Consider the following 16,617-nt stretch of genomic DNA (forward strand, 5'->3'; position numbering starts at 1 on the left):
TCGACGCGCTATACGGAGAATGGCAATGCAAAAGATCCTCGTCGCCCGTCCGATTTTCCCCGATGTGATCGAACGGCTCAAACAGTATTTCGACGTCGACTGGAATCAGGGCGAAGTCATGCCTGCCGACGAACTGACGCGCCGTCTGGCGGACAAAGACGGCGCGCTGACCGCAGGCGATCCGGTCGGCGCGGCCGCGCTTGCAGCGGCGCCGCGTTTGCGCGTGGTGTCGAACATGGCGGTGGGCTACAACAACTTCGACATGGCCGCGTTCAATGCGGCGAACGTGCTCGGCACCAACACGCCGGACGTGCTGAACGAATCGACCGCCGATTTCGGCTGGGCGCTGATGATGGCGGCCGCGCGCCGTCTCGCGGAATCGGAGCATTGGCTGCGCGCGGGCCAATGGCAGAAATGGGCGTACGACGGTTTCCTCGGTAGCGACCTGTATGGATCGACACTCGGCGTGCTCGGCATGGGCCGGATCGGCCAGGCGCTGGCGCGTCGCGCGAAGGGTTTCAACATGCAGGTGATTTATCACAATCGCTCGCGTGTCGCGCCGGAGATCGAAGCCGAACTGAACGCCGAATACGTGTCGAAGCAGGACCTGTTGCGGCGTGCCGATCATGTCGTGCTGGTCTTGCCGTACACCAGGGAAAACCACCACACGATCGGCGCTGCCGAACTCGCGTTGATGAAGCCGAGCGCGACGCTGACCAATATCGCGCGCGGCGGCATTGTCGACGACGCCGCGCTGGTCGAAGCGCTGCGCTCGAAACGGATCGCCGCTGCCGGTCTGGACGTGTTCGAAGGCGAGCCGCAGTTGAATCCGGATCTGCTTACCGTGCCGAATATCGTGCTGACGCCGCACATTGCCAGCGCGACCGAAGCCACGCGCCGCGCCATGGCGAACCTCGCCGCGGATAACCTGATTGCTGCGTTGGGCGAGGGGCCGCGCGCCGGCCGGCCGCCGAATCCGATCAACCCCGAAGTCATCGGCCGGGCGCGTTCATGACCCTGATTCTGGTGGCGGCCGTCGCGGTGCTGGCGGTCGCCTTGGTCATCGCGGTGGCCCTGTTGCTGCGCGGCTCCGGCCGTGCGGAGGAGAGCGAGCAGTTCGAGCTGGTCAACGAACGCATCGACGCGGCGGCCGACGCGCAAGCGCATGCGTATGAGCGTCTCGAGCGGCAACTGCGCAATGACATCGCCGAGACGGCGCGCGTGTCGCGCGCCGAGCAGAGCAGCGGCTTTGCGCATTTTCAGCAGACGCTCGCGGCGCAGTTCGGCAGCATGACCACGGTGCAGGGCGGCAAGATCGACGGCTTCGCCCAGCAGCTCGACGCCGTGCGTCACAGCTTGCAGCAGCAGGCACAGCAGGCGCGTGACGAGCAAGGTCGTTCGCTCAAACAGTTCGGCGATACGCTGAGCCTGCAACTGGGGCAACTGACCGAGGCGAACGATCGTCGCTTCGCCGAGGTGCGCGCAACCATCGAACAGCGGCTCAAGGACATCGAGGCCAATAACTCGGCCAAGCTCGAGGAAATGCGCCGCACCGTCGACGAAAAGCTGCACGCCACGCTCGAACAACGCCTCGGCGAATCGTTCAAGCTGGTGTCCGACCGGCTCGAACAGGTGCATCGCGGTTTGGGGGAGATGCAGACGCTGGCGGCCGGCGTCGGCGATCTGAAGAAGGTGCTCACCAACGTCAAGACGCGCGGCACATGGGGCGAAGTGCAACTGGAAGCGTTGCTCGAACAGCTGCTTACCGCCGATCAATACGCGAAGAACGTCGCGACGGTGCCGAAGAGCACCGAGCGCGTCGAATTCGCGATCAAGCTGCCGGGTCGCGCGGAGCAGGGCAGCGCGGCCACGCCCGTATGGTTGCCGATCGACGCCAAATTTCCGCGCGAAGATTACGAGCGGTTGATCGAAGCGCAGGAGCGCGCCGATCCTGTGGCGGTGGAGGACGCATCGCGCGCACTGGAATCGCGGATTCGCGCGGAGGCTCGCACGATCGCGGAAAAGTACGTGGCGCCGCCGCATACCACGGACTTTGCGCTGCTGTTCCTGCCAACCGAAGGGCTGTACGCGGAAGTTCTGCGTCGGCCGGGTCTGACCGACATGCTGCAACGCGACTATCGCGTGACGATCGCCGGTCCGACTACGCTGACCGCGTTGCTCAACAGTTTGCAAATGGGTTTCCGCACGCTCGCGATCGAGAAGCGCTCGAGCGAGGTGTGGCAGGTGCTTGGCGCGGTGAAAACGGAGTTCGGTAAATTCGGCGACGTGCTGGCCAAGACCAAGGCGCAACTGGAAACCGTCACGCGTTCAATCGAAGCCGCCGAAACGCGCACGCGGGTGATGAACCGCAAGCTGCGCGATGTCGAGGCGTTGCCGGGCGAAGCGGCGAGCGGCCTGCTCGGCGATGCCCTGTCGGGCGTGGAGCCCGACGAACAACTGGGTGAATAGGCCGGCCAGGCGGGTGGCGCGCCGCTCAGGCGGCCGTGCCCGCAGCCAGCTTTGCGAGCGCGTCGCCTGCCAGGCGCACTACGCGCCAATCCGGCAGCACGGTTGCGCCCATCTTTTCGTAGAAGCTAATGGCCGGCTGATTCCAGTCCAGCACGGTCCACTCGAAGCGCCCGCATTGGCGCTCCACCGCCAACGCCGCGAGGCGCTGCAGTAATGCACTGCCCAGTCCGCTGCCGCGCTGGCTCGGCTGCACATACACGTCTTCCAGATACAGTCCGCGCTTGCCGACAAAACTCGAATAATTGTGGAAGAACAGCGCATAGCCGACGACGCGCCCTTCCTGTTCCGCGACCAGCGCTTCAATCGACGGCCGCGTGCCGAACAGCGCGTCGTGCAGGCCGTCTTCAGTCGCGACGAACACGTGCGTGAGGCTTTCGAACTCCGCCAGTTCATACGTCAGCGCGAAGATCGCGCTGGTGTCCGCGGGCGCGGCGGCGCGGATCGTGGCCGGCATCAGGCTTCTTCCGGCGCGTCGCTCAGCTGGATTTCGATGCCGCCGAAGCGCGACGCCACCCAGTTGTACGCGTGGCATGCGATCCACAGCAGGATGAAACCGAGAATCGCGTTCAGCAGCAGCGCGCTGAACACGGTGCTCAACTCCACCGAGCCGTAACGGATGAACGCGACCAGCACGCCGAGCAGCACGAGCGGCACCGAGAACGTGAGATACACGAGGATCAGTGCTTTGGCCGTCTGTCCCGGTGCGATGAACGAGATCTGTTTTTTCATGTCAGTCAAACCCGTGAGTCGTAGTGGTAATGGGTGAAGCTGCAACTAGTCGCCAGAGAAGGCGGAGGGTCCAGAAGCGTCAGATGAGGCCGTCGAACGGCATGATAGCCACTTGTTGCCCCTCCGCGATCTCGCCTTCGTCGTGGTCGAGCACGATGAAACAATTGGCTTCGCTCATCGAACTCAGCACGCCGGAGCTTTGCGAACCGGTTGGTGTGACGTGCCATTCTCCTGGCTCGCTCTGAACCGCCACGCCGCGCTGGAATTCCGTACGGCCGGCGCGTTTGCGGATGGCCTGGCGGCTGGTGGCGCGAATCACCGGCAGCGGCTGTGGCGTGGCGCCCGACATGAGCAGCAGCACCTCGCGCACGATCTGGTAGAAGGTCACCATCACCGCCACCGGGTTGCCCGGCAACCCGAAGAATAGCGCGGGCAGTCCGAGACCCGGTCGTTCGCCCGACCAGACACGGCCAAAAGCGAGCGGCCGGCCGGGTCGCATGGCGAGGCTCCAGAACGCGACGTCGCCGAATGTTTGCAGCAACTGTTTGGTGAAATCGGCCTCGCCGACCGAGACGCCGCCGGAGGTCAACACCACGTCGGCGCTGGCCGCGGCGCTGCGCAACGCGGCTTCCAGCGCGGCCGGTTCGTCGCGCACGACACCGAGGTCGAGCGTGTCGACGTTCAGGCGTCGCAGCATCGCAAACAGCGTGTAGCGGTTGCTGTCGTACACCGAGCCCGGGTCGAGCGGTTCGCCGAGCGAGCGCAGTTCGTCGCCGGTCGAGAAGAAGGCGACGCGCAAGCGCCGCCGCACGTTCACCTCGCCGATACCGAGCGACGCCAGCAAGCCGAGGTCCGACGCGCGCATGACGCGGCCGGCCCGCAAGGCCGCATGGCCGCGAGCCAGATCTTCGCCGGCGAGACGCCGGTTGGCGCCCGGCGCGACCGCGCGGGCGGCGAAGCGGATCGACGTGCATTCGGCGTTGCGTTCGACCAGTTCCTGCGGCACTACGGTGTCGCAGCCTGTCGGCATGCAGGCGCCGGTCATCACGCGCACGCATTGCGTCGTCTCGACGCCGCCCTCGTACGGATGCCCGGCCAGCGCCTTGCCGACGATCGCCAACGCTACCGTCGCGATACCGCTTGCCAGCGCCGCGCTTTGGAATGCATAGCCGTCCATGGCCGAATTGTCGTGCGACGGCACGTCGATCGGTGACACGATGTCGGCGGCCAGCACGCGGTCGAGCGCATCGCGCAACGCCACGCGTTCAACCGCCGCGACCGGCGCAGCCCATTGACGAACTATCGCCTGAGCAGCCTTGACGGGCAGCGCGTGAGGATCGTACTGCGCGACGCAGCGGGAAAAGTCGTTAAGCGTGGTCATGAAGGGCTGGGCGTCGCGTCCGGCGGCCGGGAGTGGAAACGCGCGGCGTGTGCCGTGTGGCCGGAGCGGGGTTTCACCGGGGCCTCAAGCGCGCTCGAGGTCGGAGAGTTCTTGTAACGAATTGATATTGTAAAACGCGCGCTCGTCGGTAAAGCTGACTTCCACCGTCTTGTGGCGTGCGTACCACGCGCGGACTTTGCGCTCGCCCGCGTCCAGAAAGGCCGCCAGGTCGTCCGCGAGCGTCGTGCGCAGCAGCGCGAAGACCGGGTGCAGCGAGACTTCGCCCTGGGCGTCGGTGGTGGTGACGGTGGCGATGTCGGCCAGGTTCGTGTCCATGGCGTGCGCGAGGTGGGCGGCGAGATCGGTGGGCAGGCCGGGCGTGTCGCACGGCGCGCTGAGCAGGTAGGCCGAGCGCGCACTGCGCAGCCCGGCGAGCAGGCCGGCTAGCGGTCCGGGGAAGCCGGGCAGGGTGTCGGCCACGATCGTGGCGCTGAACGGCGCGCCCAGTGTCGCGTAGGTTTCCGCATGACGATTGGCGCTGATCAGGAGGGCGCCGCATTGCGGTGCGAGGCGCTTCAGGACATGCGCGGCGAGCGGTTCGCCGTGGAGGGTTTGCAGGCCTTTGTCGACGCCGCCCATGCGCATGCCGCGCCCGCCCGCGAGCACCAGACCGGTGAGGTGTTCGCGTGTCGGTTTCATGGTTTCATGCGCCGACCGTTCAGCCGCCGATGTACGACATTTCGACGCGCTGGCTGTCCAGCACGCGCGTCTCGGCGGCGTTGCTGCCGCGCAGTTGCGAATAGCGGTCGCCGCGGCCTTGCCAGATTTCGGCGACGGCGGTGGCGATGCCCGCGTCGCTCGCACCGCTGCGCAACAACGCGCGCAAATCGTGACCGGCCGACGCAAAGAGGCACAGGTACAGCTTGCCTTCCGTTGACAGACGCGCTCGCGTGCAACTGCCGCAAAACGCGCGCGTCACACTTGAAATCACGCCGATCTCGCCGCTGCCGTCCACGTAGCCCCAACGCTGTGCGGTCTCGGCGGCGGTGTGCGCGTCGAGCGGGGCCAGCGGGAAATGTTCGGCGATGCGGCTGACCACATCGGCCGACGGCAGCACTTCGGTCATGTTCCAGCCGTTCGAGCTGCCGACATCCATATATTCGATGAAGCGCAGCACCGCACCCGAGCCTTTGAAATGGCTCGCCATCGGCACGATTTCGCGGTCGTTCGTACCGCGCTTGACGACCATGTTGACCTTGACCGGCGCGAGCCCCACCGCCTGCGCCGCGGCAATGCCGTCCAGCACGTCGGCGACCGCGAAGTCGGCGTCGTTCATGCGGCGGAACAAGGCGTCGTCGAGCGCGTCGAGACTGACGGTGACGCGCGTCAGGCCGGCGTCTTTCAGGTTGCGCGCCTTGCGCTCCAGCAGCGAACCGTTGGTGGTCAAGGTCAGGTCGAGCGGGCGGCCGTCCGACGTGGTGAGCCGCGCGAGCCGCTCGATCAGGAATTCCAGATTTTTGCGCAGCAGCGGCTCGCCGCCCGTCAGACGGATTTTCTCCACGCCATGTGCGACGAACAGCCGCGCCAGCCGTTCGATTTCTTCGAAACTGAGCAAGGCGCTGTGCGGCAAGAACGTGTAGTCCTTGTCGAACACCGCGCGGGGCATGCAGTAGACGCAACGGAAATTGCAACGATCCGTCACCGAGATGCGCAGGTCGCGCAGCGGGCGCGCCAGCGTATCGTGCAGCACGCCGGTGGGCGTCTGCACGGGGCCGGCTATGACCGGCGCCGCGCTGAAATCGGCAACAGGGATGATGCGTCGGGACATGAAATGCTTCGTTTGGTGCTTGAAAATAAAGCCAGATATTCATTCTAGCGGAAATGCCCCGGCCGACAGACGGGCTTGGCGCCCAGTCGGGGTATACGGGGAGCGGCATAACGCTGAGGGGGCGGCGCGCGTTTTCGCCGCTGACCGGCAAAAAAAAGCCCGCCGGTGAAGGCGGGCTTTTCGAGGGGGAGGCGAGGCAGCTTACTGCGTGTGCTTGCCCGTTTCCACCTGTTGCATCGGCGCGCTGTCGAGCGGCGCCAACGGCTTGCGCTCACGCACCACGCGGGCCGGCTTGACGGTCTGTGCAGCGGCTTCCTGCGCGACACGCAGCTTGTCGGCGTCGGTGTTCACCCAGACGAGACCGGCTTGTTCCAGCACCGGCTTCAGGGCTTCGGCCGAGACGCCGCTGTGACGAGGCGTCTGGACGACCTCAGGCGCTTGAGCTTGCACTTGCGCTGCGGCAGCGACAGGCGCCGGCTCCGACGTCTCGATCACCGCCGGCGCGGCTACCGCCACGACCGGTTGCGGTTCGACGATCTCGACTTGCGGTGCAGGCTGAACGACCGGTGCTTCGGCCACGACAGCCGGCGCTGTGGGTTCGACCGGGGCCGCAGCGGCTTGAGCCGTTTCGACCGTTTCGACTGCGGCGGCAATTGCTGGCGCTTCGACATGCGCGACCGGTTCAACCAGCGAAACCGTCTCGCTGGCAGCCGGCGCGGCTTGCGCGGCTTCGACCGGCGCTGCCGCTGCTTGCGCAACCGGCGCTTCCACCACCGGTTCGACTGCTGCCGGTGCTGCGGCAGCCGGTACGACGGCTTCAGTCGTTGCAGCTTTCTCGACGGCCAGTGCCGGCGTTTCCGTTGCGGCGTGCAGTTCGGTGACCACGGCGGTTTCGGTCGCGACTGCCGCGACGACCACTTCCACCGGCGTCACTTCGTTCGCCTGATTGACTTCAGCCTTGTGCTCGACCGGCTGATGCGCGCTGCGCATCGGTGCTTCGTCGTTCACATTGGCGGTGTCGCCTTCGGCTTCCGCCACGTCCGCAGCCAGGTTGCCGTTCACGTCCTCTTCACGCTCACGACGGCCGCCACGACGGCCGCGACGGCGACGACGACGCTCTTCACCTTCACGCGCCACGGCTTCCTGATCGATCGGCATGCCGTTTTCGCCCAGAACGGGCTGGTTTTGCGCCAGTTCTTCTGCTGTCTGCGTTTCGCCTTGCGTCAGCGCGTCCGCGGTTTCAGCCTGCGGCTTGCGACGTTCGCCGCGCTCCGCACGCTCGCCACGTTCCCGGCGCTCGCCGCGTTCCTGACGCTCACCACGCTCGCCGCGCGGTGTGGCTTCGGCTGTATCGGCACGCTCACCACGGTTGTCGCGATCGCGGTTCTCACGCGGCTCGCGACCTTCACGCGGCTCACGAGCCTCGCGCGGCTCACGGCCTTCGCGGGCTTCACGCGGCTCACGGCTGCCACGCGGTTCGCGGCCTTCACGCGCCTCGCGCGGTTCACGGCCTTCGCGGGCTTCACGCACCTCGCGGCCTTCGCGCGGTTCGCGTTCTTCGCGACGTTGCGACGACGGCTGCTGCCCCTGCCCCTGACGCGCGCCATTCGTACCTTCGGCACGGCCTGCTGCGTCACGGCCGCCTGCGCCGCCACGGCGATTGCGATTGCGATCGCCGCCGCGTTCGCCGGTGCGCTCACCGCGCTCCGTGCGTTCGCCGCGTTGCGGACGGGTCTGTTTTTCCGTCGTAGCCGGTGCGACCGGCGCCGGAGCGGCCGGTTGCACGCCGAACAGATTCTTCAACCAGCCGATGAAACCACCGCTCGCCGGCGTAACCGCGACCGGAGCCGGGGTTGCCGCTGCGCGAATCGGTGCGCTCGGCGCCGGCTTTTCAGGCGTGATGCCCTTGACCGCCGCTTCCTGCTTCGGCTTCACTTCTTCGGCGCGCTTGCTGTAGCCGGTTTCCGACTCCAGTTCGCGGGCTGCTTCTTCGGCCATCTTCCACGAAGCGCGCGGATCGTCCAGGCGCGCATCGTCGTGACGCAGACGCTCCAGCTTGTAATGCGGCGTGTCGAGATGCTTGTTCGGGATCAGAACGACATTGACCTTGAAACGCGATTCGATCTTGTTGATTTCGGCGCGCTTTTCGTTCAGCAGGAAGGCGGTCACTTCGACCGGCACCTGGCAATGGATCGCCGCGGTGTTTTCCTTCATTGCTTCTTCCTGAATGATCCGCAGCACCTGCAGCGCGGACGATTCGGTATCGCGGATGTGGCCCGTGCCGTTGCAGCGCGGGCAGGTCACGTGGCTGCCTTCCGACAGCGCCGGACGCAGACGCTGACGCGACAGTTCCATCAGGCCGAAGCGGGAGATCTTGCCCATCTGGACGCGTGCACGGTCGTGCTTGAGCGCGTCTTTCAGGCGCTGTTCGACTTCGCGCTGGCTCTTGGCCGATTCCATGTCGATGAAGTCGATCACGATCAGGCCGCCCAGGTCGCGCAAACGCAACTGGCGGGCCACTTCGTCGGCGGCTTCGAGGTTGGTGCGCGCAGCCGTTTCCTCGATGTCGGCGCCCTTGGTGGCGCGCGCCGAGTTCACGTCGATCGCGACCAGCGCTTCGGTGTGATCGATCACGATCGCGCCGCCCGAGGGCAGCGGCACCGTGCGCGAGTACGCCGTTTCGATCTGGTGTTCGATCTGGAAGCGCGAGAAGAGCGGCACGTCGTCGTGATACCGCTTCACCTTGCTGACATTGTCCGGCATCACGATGTCCATGAAGGCGCGGGCCTGGTCATGGATTTCGGTGGTGTCGATCAGAATTTCGCCGATATCCGGCTGGAAGTAGTCGCGAATCGCGCGGATCACCAGGCTCGATTCGAGATAAATCAGCATGGGCTGACCGCTCGAACCGCTTTGCGACGCGGCTTCGATCGCGCGCCACAGCTGCATCAGGTAGTTCAGGTCCCACTGCAACTCTTCGGCGCTGCGGCCGATGCCGGCCGTGCGCGCAATGATGCTCATGCCTTCCGGCAGTTGCAGTTGCGCCATGGTTTCGCGCAGTTCCTGACGGTCGTCGCCTTCGATCCGGCGCGACACGCCGCCGCCGCGCGGGTTGTTGGGCATCAGGACCAGGTAACGTCCGGCGAGCGAGATGAACGTGGTCAGGGCTGCGCCCTTGTTGCCGCGCTCTTCTTTTTCGACCTGAACGATCAGTTCCTGACCTTCGCGCAGCGCGTCCTGGATGCGCGCGGAACGCATGTCGACGCCGTCACGGAAATACTGGCGGGCGACTTCCTTGAACGGCAGAAAACCGTGGCGGTCTTCGCCGTAGTTGACGAAACAGGCTTCGAGCGACGGCTCGATGCGGGTAATGATGCCTTTGTAAATATTGCCTTTGCGTTGTTCGCGCCCGGCGGTTTCGATGTCGATATCGATGAGTTTTTGCCCATCGACGATGGCAACGCGCAGTTCTTCCTGCTGCGTCGCGTTGAACAACATTCGTTTCATTGAACGGCTCCAGAGCGGCTTAGCCACCCCAACGCCCGCGCGGTTGTCAGTCGCGAAAGCGTTACGGGCGAAGGCATGCCGCGCCTTATTGTGTTTTCACAAGCACGCTGGAGCGGGAAAAATGGCGGGAGAATTGCCTGGAAGGGCCCGGCCCGTCAAAAAGGGGCACGGTGCCGCAGGGCACATGCGAACACGGCTTCAAATAACGACCCGACACGCCGCGGGTTCTGCCAGCAGACCTTCATCAGCCTTCGTCCACTCGCGCCGGTGCGCCGGGTGGGCGCGTGACCGGAGGGTCGAAGGCTGCGGTCATGCCGCAGCGGGAAGTTCGCGCAGTCGGCGCGTCTTTTCCTGCTGGGGGTGTCTCGCCTCATTTTGACGTCGCCATGTCTTGTACTTTCTACAAAACGCCTCGGGCGCACGCCGTATTTTCGCAACCTGCAGCTTCGTACAGCAGGGCGTCTACCGCCCGATACCGAAGCTGAAAGTTAAATTCTTTTTTACCAAAATTCCGTTACCGTCGAAGCCGACCTTGACCGAACGCGCCTGTGGGCGCCGTCCCTGCCGGGTGCTGACTTCGTGCGTGCAACTTGTTGCATCTCATTTTCAGGGTGAGCAACCAGACCCCGGCGCAAGTAAAATAACGGTTTCAAGCTTGCACCTGCGCAATCCGCCCGAACTCGGACACTGCGCCGGCCGCCGCAGACTGCTGGGCAAATTATATTCAGAATGAAAGAGTTAGGCAAAATATCCCAGAAATCGGTCGCAAGCGACCAGGTCTCGATGATCGAGATCGACGACAGCGCGGCCGGACAGCGCATCGACAACTTCCTGTTGCGCGTCTGTAAAGGCGTGCCGAAGAGCCATATTTACCGCATCCTGCGCAGCGGGGAAGTGCGTGTGAATAAGGGCCGGATAGACGCGCAGTACCGTCTCGAGCTTGGCGATCTGGTGCGCGTGCCGCCTATCCGCGTCGCGCAACCGGACGAGGCGGAGGCTCACGCGCCGGTGCCGGGCGCGGAGTTCAAGATCATTTTCGAAGACGAGCACATGCTCGTGATCGACAAGCCGGCAGGCGTGGCGGTCCACGGTGGCAGCGGTGTGGCCTTCGGCGTGATCGAGCAGATGCGCGCGGCGCGTCCGCAGGCGAAATTCCTCGAACTGGTGCATCGGCTGGACCGTGAGACGTCCGGCATTCTGATGCTTGCCAAGAAGCGCGCCGCGCTCGTCAACCTGCACGAGCAGATTCGCGAGAACCAGATGGATAAGCGCTACTATGCTTGCGTTCACGGCGAATGGGCGAGCGATTGGGGCCGTCGCCGGGCGGTCAGGGAGCCGCTGCACAAGTATCTGACCGCTGACGGCGAGCGTCGCGTGCGCGTGCAGGCAGACGGCCTGGCGTCGCATACGGTGTTCAATCTGGTCGACCGCTGGCCGGAGTACGCGCTGCTCGAGGCGGAACTCAAGACCGGCCGTACGCATCAGATTCGCGTCCACTTGCAGCACCTGGAACTGCCGATCGTCGGCGACGCCAAATACGGCGACTTCGCGCTGAACAAGGCGTTGGCGCGCGCCAACGCGAAGCCGGGCCTCAAACGCATGTTCCTGCACGCCTACCGGCTGAAGCTCGCGCACCCGGCAACCGGCGCGTCGATTCAGTTCGAGGCGCCGTTGCCGGCCGAGTGCCGCAGTTTCGTCGCGCAGCTCAACGAATTACGAAATGGGTCACACCCGGAGACGACACCGCATGGCTAGAGAGCAATTTGATCTGATCGTCTTCGACTGGGACGGGACGTTGATGGATTCGACCGCGCACATCACGCGCAGCATCCAGTCCGCCTGCCGGGACCTCGGCCTGCCGGTTCCCGCCGACGAAGCCGCGAGCTACGTGATCGGCCTCGGCCTGCGCGACGCGCTGCAGATCGCCGCGCCCACGCTCGATCCGGCGGATTATCCGCGGCTCGCCGAGCGCTATCGCTTCCACTATCTGGTGAAGGATCAGACCACCGAGTTGTTCGCCGGCGTGCGCGAAATGCTGCAGGACTTGCGCGATCAGGGTTATCTGCTGGCCGTCGCAACGGGCAAAAGCCGCGTCGGACTGAATCGCGCGCTCGACCAGTCGCGTCTCACCAGCCTGTTCGACGGCACCCGCTGCGCCGACGAAACGTTCTCCAAGCCGCACCCGGCCATGCTGCACGAATTGACGCGCGAACTGGGGCAGGATCCGGCGCGTACGGTCATGGTCGGCGATACCACCCACGATCTGCAGATGGCGATCAATGCGGGCGTGGCCGGTATCGGCGTCACCTATGGTGCGCATCCTGCGGCTTCGCTAACCGCGCTGGCACCGAAGTTCGTCGCGGCGAGTGTGAGTGCGCTGTCCGGCTGGCTGCGAGAGAACGCATGAGCACGGTCGGCATCGGAACGGAGGCGGCGGAGGCGGTGCGGATCTGCGCGTCCGAGGCCCTGGTCGACGGCGGCATGGGCGTGCGGCATGCCGCCAAACTGGGCGGTGGCGACGTCGTGGTGTTTTTTGTTCGCTATGATGGCCGGGCGTATGGCTACCTGAACCGTTGCGCCCACGTGCCGATGGAACTCGACTGGGCCGAAGGGCAGTTCTTCGAATCGTCCGGTTTATACTTGATGTGCGCTACGCATGGCGCGATTTACGCGCCTGATAGCGGCAAATGCATGGGCGGTCCGTGCCGCGGCGGCAAATTGCGCGCCGTCCAGGTGGACGAACGCGATACGCCGGAAGGCCGTGCCGTGTTCTGGCTGCCCGACGGCGAACTGCGTCCGGCTGCTCCCTGATTTTTCTCCTCCTTCGACCTTTCCACTGCACCGCATGTCCGACAATTTGACTCCCGAGCCGAAGGAACCGTCCCTGACAGGCCGCCCCCGATCGCCTGCCGATGAACCCGGCTGGGAACGTGCGGCGCTCGAGCGCATCGCGTTGGCCGCAATCAACGAACAGCGCGCGGCGCGCCGCTGGAAAATCTTTTTCCGATTCGTGTTTCTGATCGTGCTGCTGCTGGTGATCTGGGGCGTGGTCGATTTTTCCGGCGACAAGGTTGCGGCCACCGGGCGCCACACGGCGATGGTGGCGCTTGACGGCGAAATCTCGGCCGATACCAATGCGAATGCCGAAGATATCAACACGGCACTGGAAAGCGCGTTCGACGACGCCGGCACTGCGGGCGTGATTCTGCGCTGCAACAGCCCGGGCGGCAGCCCGGTGCAGGCGGGCATTATCTACAACGAGATTCGCCGGTTGCGTGCCAAATATCCGTCGATTCCGCTGTACGTGGTGGTCGGCGACATGTGTGCGTCTGGCGGGTATTACGCTGCAGCGGCCGCCGACAAGATTTATGTCGATAAGGCAAGCATCGTCGGGTCGATCGGCGTGCTGATGGACAGCTTCGGTTTCACCGGTCTGATGGATAAGCTGGGGGTTCAGCGGCGCCTGCACACGTCGGGTGAGAACAAGGGCTTTTTCGACCCGTTCTCGCCGGAAACGCCGAAGATGGACGAACATGCGCAAGACATGCTCGATCAGATACATGCGCAATTTATCGACGCGGTGCGCCAGGGGCGTGGCAAGCGCCTGCATGAAACGCCGGACATGTTCTCAGGGCTGTTCTGGACTGGGCAAAAAAGCGTTGAGCTCGGTCTGGCGGACGGTTTCGGCGACGCCGATTACGTCGCTCGCGATCTTTTCAAGGCGCCGGATATCGTCGATTACACGGTGAAAGAGAGCATTACGGACCGGGTTGCACGAAAGTTCGGCGCGGCGGTGGGTAGCGGCGCGGTGCATGCCATGGCGCTTGGCGGGAAGATGAGCCTGCGGTGATCGGCTGTCTGCGCTGCGCAACTGTGTTTGATGTGATGTGAAAAGCCCCGCACGATCGAATGCGGATCGTGCGGGGCTTTTCTTTGGGTGGCGGTTTGCGGTGAGCGTTTGCCGCTTTATCGGTTGCCGATCAAACGGCCAAAATCAGAAAAATAGCCGGTCGCTTGTGCAAATCGAGCGCGGGCTTCTTCTTCCAGTCAGTCACGCTACGACTGGCGATGGCTTCCGTCTCCAGCGTCAGATCGACCGCCACGCAAACCAGCGTGGACGGCGCGCAAGTTGCGAGGAGCGTGTCCAGCAGGGCGCGATTCCGATACGGCGTCTCGATGAAAATCTGCGTCTGCCTGGCTTTGCGCGACTGCTGCTCCAGATCACGAAGACGCTTCGCGCGCTCGGCGGCGTCGACCGGCAGATAGCCGTGAAATGCAAAACTCTGACCATTCAGCCCCGACGCCATCAGCGCCAGCAAGATCGAACTTGGGCCGACAAACGGCACCACCTTGACGCCGCGCTCATGCGCGCGCCGCACCAGCAGCGCACCGGGATCCGCAACCGCCGGGCAGCCCGCCTCGGAGACGAGACCTGCATCGGTGCCCGCCAGCAGCGGCGCGAGCAGCTTGTCGATCTCGCCCGCCGGCGTGTTGACGTTCAGTTCGCGAATCTCGATGTCCTGGATCGGCCGTTCGGTGCCGACCTTCTTCAGGAACGCGCGGGTGGTCTTTGCGTTTTCGCCAATGTAATACTGAAGCGCCGCCGCGCGAGCCCTGACGGGCGCGGGCAGGACGGCGTCGAGTGCGTCGGCGTCGCCTTCGCCCAGGGTGTTCGGAATCAGGTAGAGCGTGCCGCTCATTTATGCCCCCAGAAGTGGATAGCCCGCGGCGAGCAACATGCGCGACAGTGCAATCAATGGCAAGCCGACGAGCGCGGTGGGGTCGTCGGAGTGGATGGCCTCGAGCAAGGCAATGCCGAGCCCTTCGGATTTGGCGCTGCCGGCGACGTCGTACGGCGTTTCCGCGCGCAGATACGCTTCCAGCGAGGCGTCCGGCAAGTCGCGGAATTGCACGCGGGTGATGACGTCGAGCACTTGTGCCGCGCCGGAACGGCTGTCGAACAGGCACAACGCGCTATGAAACAGCACCTCGCGGCCGCGCATCGACTGTAATTGGGCGAGTGCTTTCTCGTGCGTGCCGGGCTTGCCGATCTGCAGGCCGTCGTAAGTGGCGACCTGATCGGAGCCGATCACGAGGGCGGCTTCATTCGCGTCGAGCTTGCCCGCGACCGCGCGAGCCTTGGCCTCGGCGAGGCGCAGCGCGGTGACTTCGGGCGTTTCGCCGGCAAGCGGTGTTTCGTCGATGGCGGGCACGACGACGTCGAACGGCACGCGCAGGCGGTCGAGCAACTCCCGGCGGTACGGCGAGCTCGACGCCAAAATCAGGCGTGACGGGCGATTCAGGGAATTTGACATGGTCAATCAACGGCTAGGAAGGCGGGGCGTACGGAGTTGCGCGAAAGGTGCGCAGGTACGGGCTTAAGTGTTTGACTCGAAAAGACAAAACGGATATGATTTCGGGCTTTTCATCGGTATGCTTGCGCTAGGTGGGTCTGGGCGCGTACAACTTGTGTGTACGAATCTCCAGAATTTCCGGGCTGTTTGCGGACCGATTTACCCCGGCGAAATCCTTGCCGACGCAGGAGCGCACATGACTCAACATCCTGGCAACCCTGCTGGTCTGTCCGACCCGCACGATCTTGATCTGTTCGAATTTGCGCGGAGTGGGCGTCAGGCCGCGGGTGTCGTGCGCGTCTCGCAACTGCCGCGCATGTTAAACGAAGTCCCGGCAGAAGCGCCAGACCGCGACACCGCGTTCACCTGGCAAGCCGAAGGCGCGACGCAGCCGGAATTGCAGGACGACGGCGCCGAGGGTCCGCAGCCTTATTTGAGGTTGGCGATTCACGGCGCCGCGTGGCTCGAATGTCAGCGGTGCATGACGCCGTATTTGCAGGCATTCAACGTCGACGCAACTTATCGGATCGTCAACACTGAGGCGGAAGCCGAAGAGTTTCCGCTCGACGAGGATGAAGTCGAAGTGATCGTGGGCTCGCGCCAGTTCGATCTCATCGACTTGATCGAAGAAGAGTTGCTGCTTTCGTTGCCGGTCGTGCCCAAGCATGAAGTCTGTCCCGAAGTGCACGAGAGTCTCGTCTCTGGTGTGGCCGGAGCAGAAGGTGAGGGCGACGAAGCGGAGTCGGACGAAGCTGGCGAGGGCGGTGAGCCCGAGCGGCCCAATCCGTTCGCGGCGCTCGAAAGTCTCAAGCGCGGTGAGCCGGACGACAAGAAGCACTAAACAGTTGCGTAGTTGCGCGATGCGGGCGCATTGGCCAATCGGCCAGTGGCGGAGACCCGATCGGGCTGTGTTAGAATTCGGAAAATTTTTAGGAGTTAGTCATGGCAGTTCAGCAAAACAAGAAGTCGCCGTCGAAGCGCGGCATGCACCGTTCGCACGATTTCCTGACGGCAGCGCCGCTGGCCGTGGAGCCGAGCACGGGCGAAGTGCATCTGCGTCACCATGTCAGCCCGAACGGCTACTATCGCGGCAAGAAAGTCGTCAAGACGAAGAACGACTAATCGTTCACTGCGTTGCGCCCTTCGGCGTTTCGCGTGGCGATCGGCTCGCTTGACATTTTCCCGGCTCGGCAAAAAGGCGGCATTCAACTGCCGCTTTTTTGCGTCGGTCGCACCTGGCGCTCTAGTGCTTTCTGCGATCCCATGCAGGGCGTCTGAAATTCGTCGCA

Annotated in this window: 16 protein-coding genes; 8 read left to right on the forward strand and 8 right to left on the reverse strand. The window is 64.4% G+C overall.

Annotated elements, in window-relative coordinates:
- Positions 1-25: 25 nt before the first annotated feature.
- Together BX591_RS06025 and BX591_RS06030 are read left to right on the forward strand one after the other, a co-directional pair.
- Entirely contained in the window at positions 26-1,015 is a 990-nt protein-coding gene (locus tag BX591_RS06025) for a 2-hydroxyacid dehydrogenase (protein ID WP_111929765.1), read from the forward strand.
- Positions 1,012-2,469 carry a DNA recombination protein RmuC gene (locus BX591_RS06030; protein ID WP_111929766.1) on the forward strand — a complete coding sequence of 486 codons (1,458 nt, stop codon included), beginning with the start codon at positions 1,012-1,014 and terminating at the stop codon, positions 2,467-2,469. Before BX591_RS06025 ends, BX591_RS06030 begins: the two co-directional genes overlap by 4 nt.
- 25 nt (positions 2,470-2,494) lie before the next feature.
- Here the strand turns inward: BX591_RS06030 and BX591_RS06035 are convergent, their stop codons facing one another.
- The 6 genes from BX591_RS06035 to BX591_RS06060 form a co-directional block, all read right to left on the reverse strand.
- A complete protein-coding gene (locus BX591_RS06035) occupies positions 2,495-2,983 on the reverse strand; it encodes a GNAT family N-acetyltransferase (RefSeq protein WP_111929767.1) in 489 nt (162 codons plus the stop codon).
- Positions 2,983-3,258, reverse strand: a complete 276-nt coding sequence (locus BX591_RS06040; RefSeq protein WP_105507881.1) for a hypothetical protein — start codon at positions 3,256-3,258, stop codon at positions 2,983-2,985. Before BX591_RS06040 ends, BX591_RS06035 begins: the two co-directional genes overlap by 1 nt.
- 79 nt (positions 3,259-3,337) lie before the next feature.
- Positions 3,338-4,639, reverse strand: coding sequence for a molybdopterin molybdotransferase MoeA (gene moeA, locus BX591_RS06045; protein ID WP_111929768.1), 1,302 nt, complete (start codon positions 4,637-4,639; stop codon positions 3,338-3,340).
- A gap of 84 nt (positions 4,640-4,723) precedes the next feature.
- Positions 4,724-5,338: a molybdenum cofactor guanylyltransferase MobA gene (gene mobA / locus BX591_RS06050; protein ID WP_111929769.1), complete on the reverse strand. Its 615-nt coding sequence runs from the start codon at positions 5,336-5,338 to the stop codon at positions 4,724-4,726.
- A 19-nt stretch (positions 5,339-5,357) separates the two neighbouring features.
- On the reverse strand, positions 5,358-6,467 hold the full coding sequence (gene moaA / locus BX591_RS06055; RefSeq protein ID WP_111929770.1) for a GTP 3',8-cyclase MoaA: 1,110 nt from the start codon (positions 6,465-6,467) through the stop codon (positions 5,358-5,360).
- 201 nt (positions 6,468-6,668) lie between these two features.
- Positions 6,669-9,974, reverse strand: coding sequence for an Rne/Rng family ribonuclease (locus BX591_RS06060; RefSeq protein ID WP_111929771.1), 3,306 nt, complete (start codon positions 9,972-9,974; stop codon positions 6,669-6,671).
- A 729-nt stretch (positions 9,975-10,703) separates the two neighbouring features.
- On the opposite strand from BX591_RS06060, the gene BX591_RS06065 reads away from it, so the two are divergent.
- The 4 genes from BX591_RS06065 to BX591_RS06080 are packed head-to-tail and all read left to right on the forward strand — an operon-like array spanning position 10,704 to position 13,824.
- Positions 10,704-11,729, forward strand: coding sequence for an RluA family pseudouridine synthase (locus BX591_RS06065; protein WP_111929772.1), 1,026 nt, complete (start codon positions 10,704-10,706; stop codon positions 11,727-11,729).
- Positions 11,722-12,381, forward strand: coding sequence for an HAD-IIIA family hydrolase (locus BX591_RS06070; protein WP_111929773.1), 660 nt, complete (start codon positions 11,722-11,724; stop codon positions 12,379-12,381). Before BX591_RS06065 ends, BX591_RS06070 begins: the two co-directional genes overlap by 8 nt.
- Complete coding sequence (locus BX591_RS06075) at positions 12,378-12,785, forward strand: Rieske (2Fe-2S) protein (RefSeq protein WP_111929774.1); 408 nt, start codon at positions 12,378-12,380, stop codon at positions 12,783-12,785. The genes BX591_RS06070 and BX591_RS06075 overlap by 4 nt, the downstream gene beginning before the upstream one ends.
- 34 nt (positions 12,786-12,819) lie before the next feature.
- Positions 12,820-13,824: a S49 family peptidase gene (locus BX591_RS06080; protein ID WP_111929775.1), complete on the forward strand. Its 1,005-nt coding sequence runs from the start codon at positions 12,820-12,822 to the stop codon at positions 13,822-13,824.
- Between the two features lie 130 nt (positions 13,825-13,954).
- Here the strand turns inward: BX591_RS06080 and BX591_RS06085 are convergent, their stop codons facing one another.
- On the reverse strand, positions 13,955-14,674 hold the full coding sequence (locus BX591_RS06085) for an SAM-dependent methyltransferase (protein WP_111929776.1): 720 nt from the start codon (positions 14,672-14,674) through the stop codon (positions 13,955-13,957).
- The gene (locus tag BX591_RS06090) at positions 14,675-15,289 is read right to left on the reverse strand and encodes a Maf-like protein (RefSeq protein WP_111929777.1); all 615 of its coding nucleotides are present in this window, start codon (positions 15,287-15,289) and stop codon (positions 14,675-14,677) included. It lies immediately after the preceding gene.
- A gap of 235 nt (positions 15,290-15,524) precedes the next feature.
- Between BX591_RS06090 and BX591_RS06095 the strand changes: the two genes are divergently transcribed.
- Positions 15,525-16,169 carry a DUF177 domain-containing protein gene (locus tag BX591_RS06095; protein ID WP_111929778.1) on the forward strand — a complete coding sequence of 215 codons (645 nt, stop codon included), beginning with the start codon at positions 15,525-15,527 and terminating at the stop codon, positions 16,167-16,169.
- A 101-nt stretch (positions 16,170-16,270) separates the two neighbouring features.
- A complete protein-coding gene (gene rpmF / locus BX591_RS06100) occupies positions 16,271-16,450 on the forward strand; it encodes a 50S ribosomal protein L32 (protein ID WP_006051932.1) in 180 nt (59 codons plus the stop codon).
- Positions 16,451-16,617: the final 167 nt, after the last annotated feature.

This window comes from Paraburkholderia bryophila (assembly GCF_003269035.1).
Classification (GTDB): Bacteria; Pseudomonadota; Gammaproteobacteria; order Burkholderiales; family Burkholderiaceae; genus Paraburkholderia; species Paraburkholderia bryophila.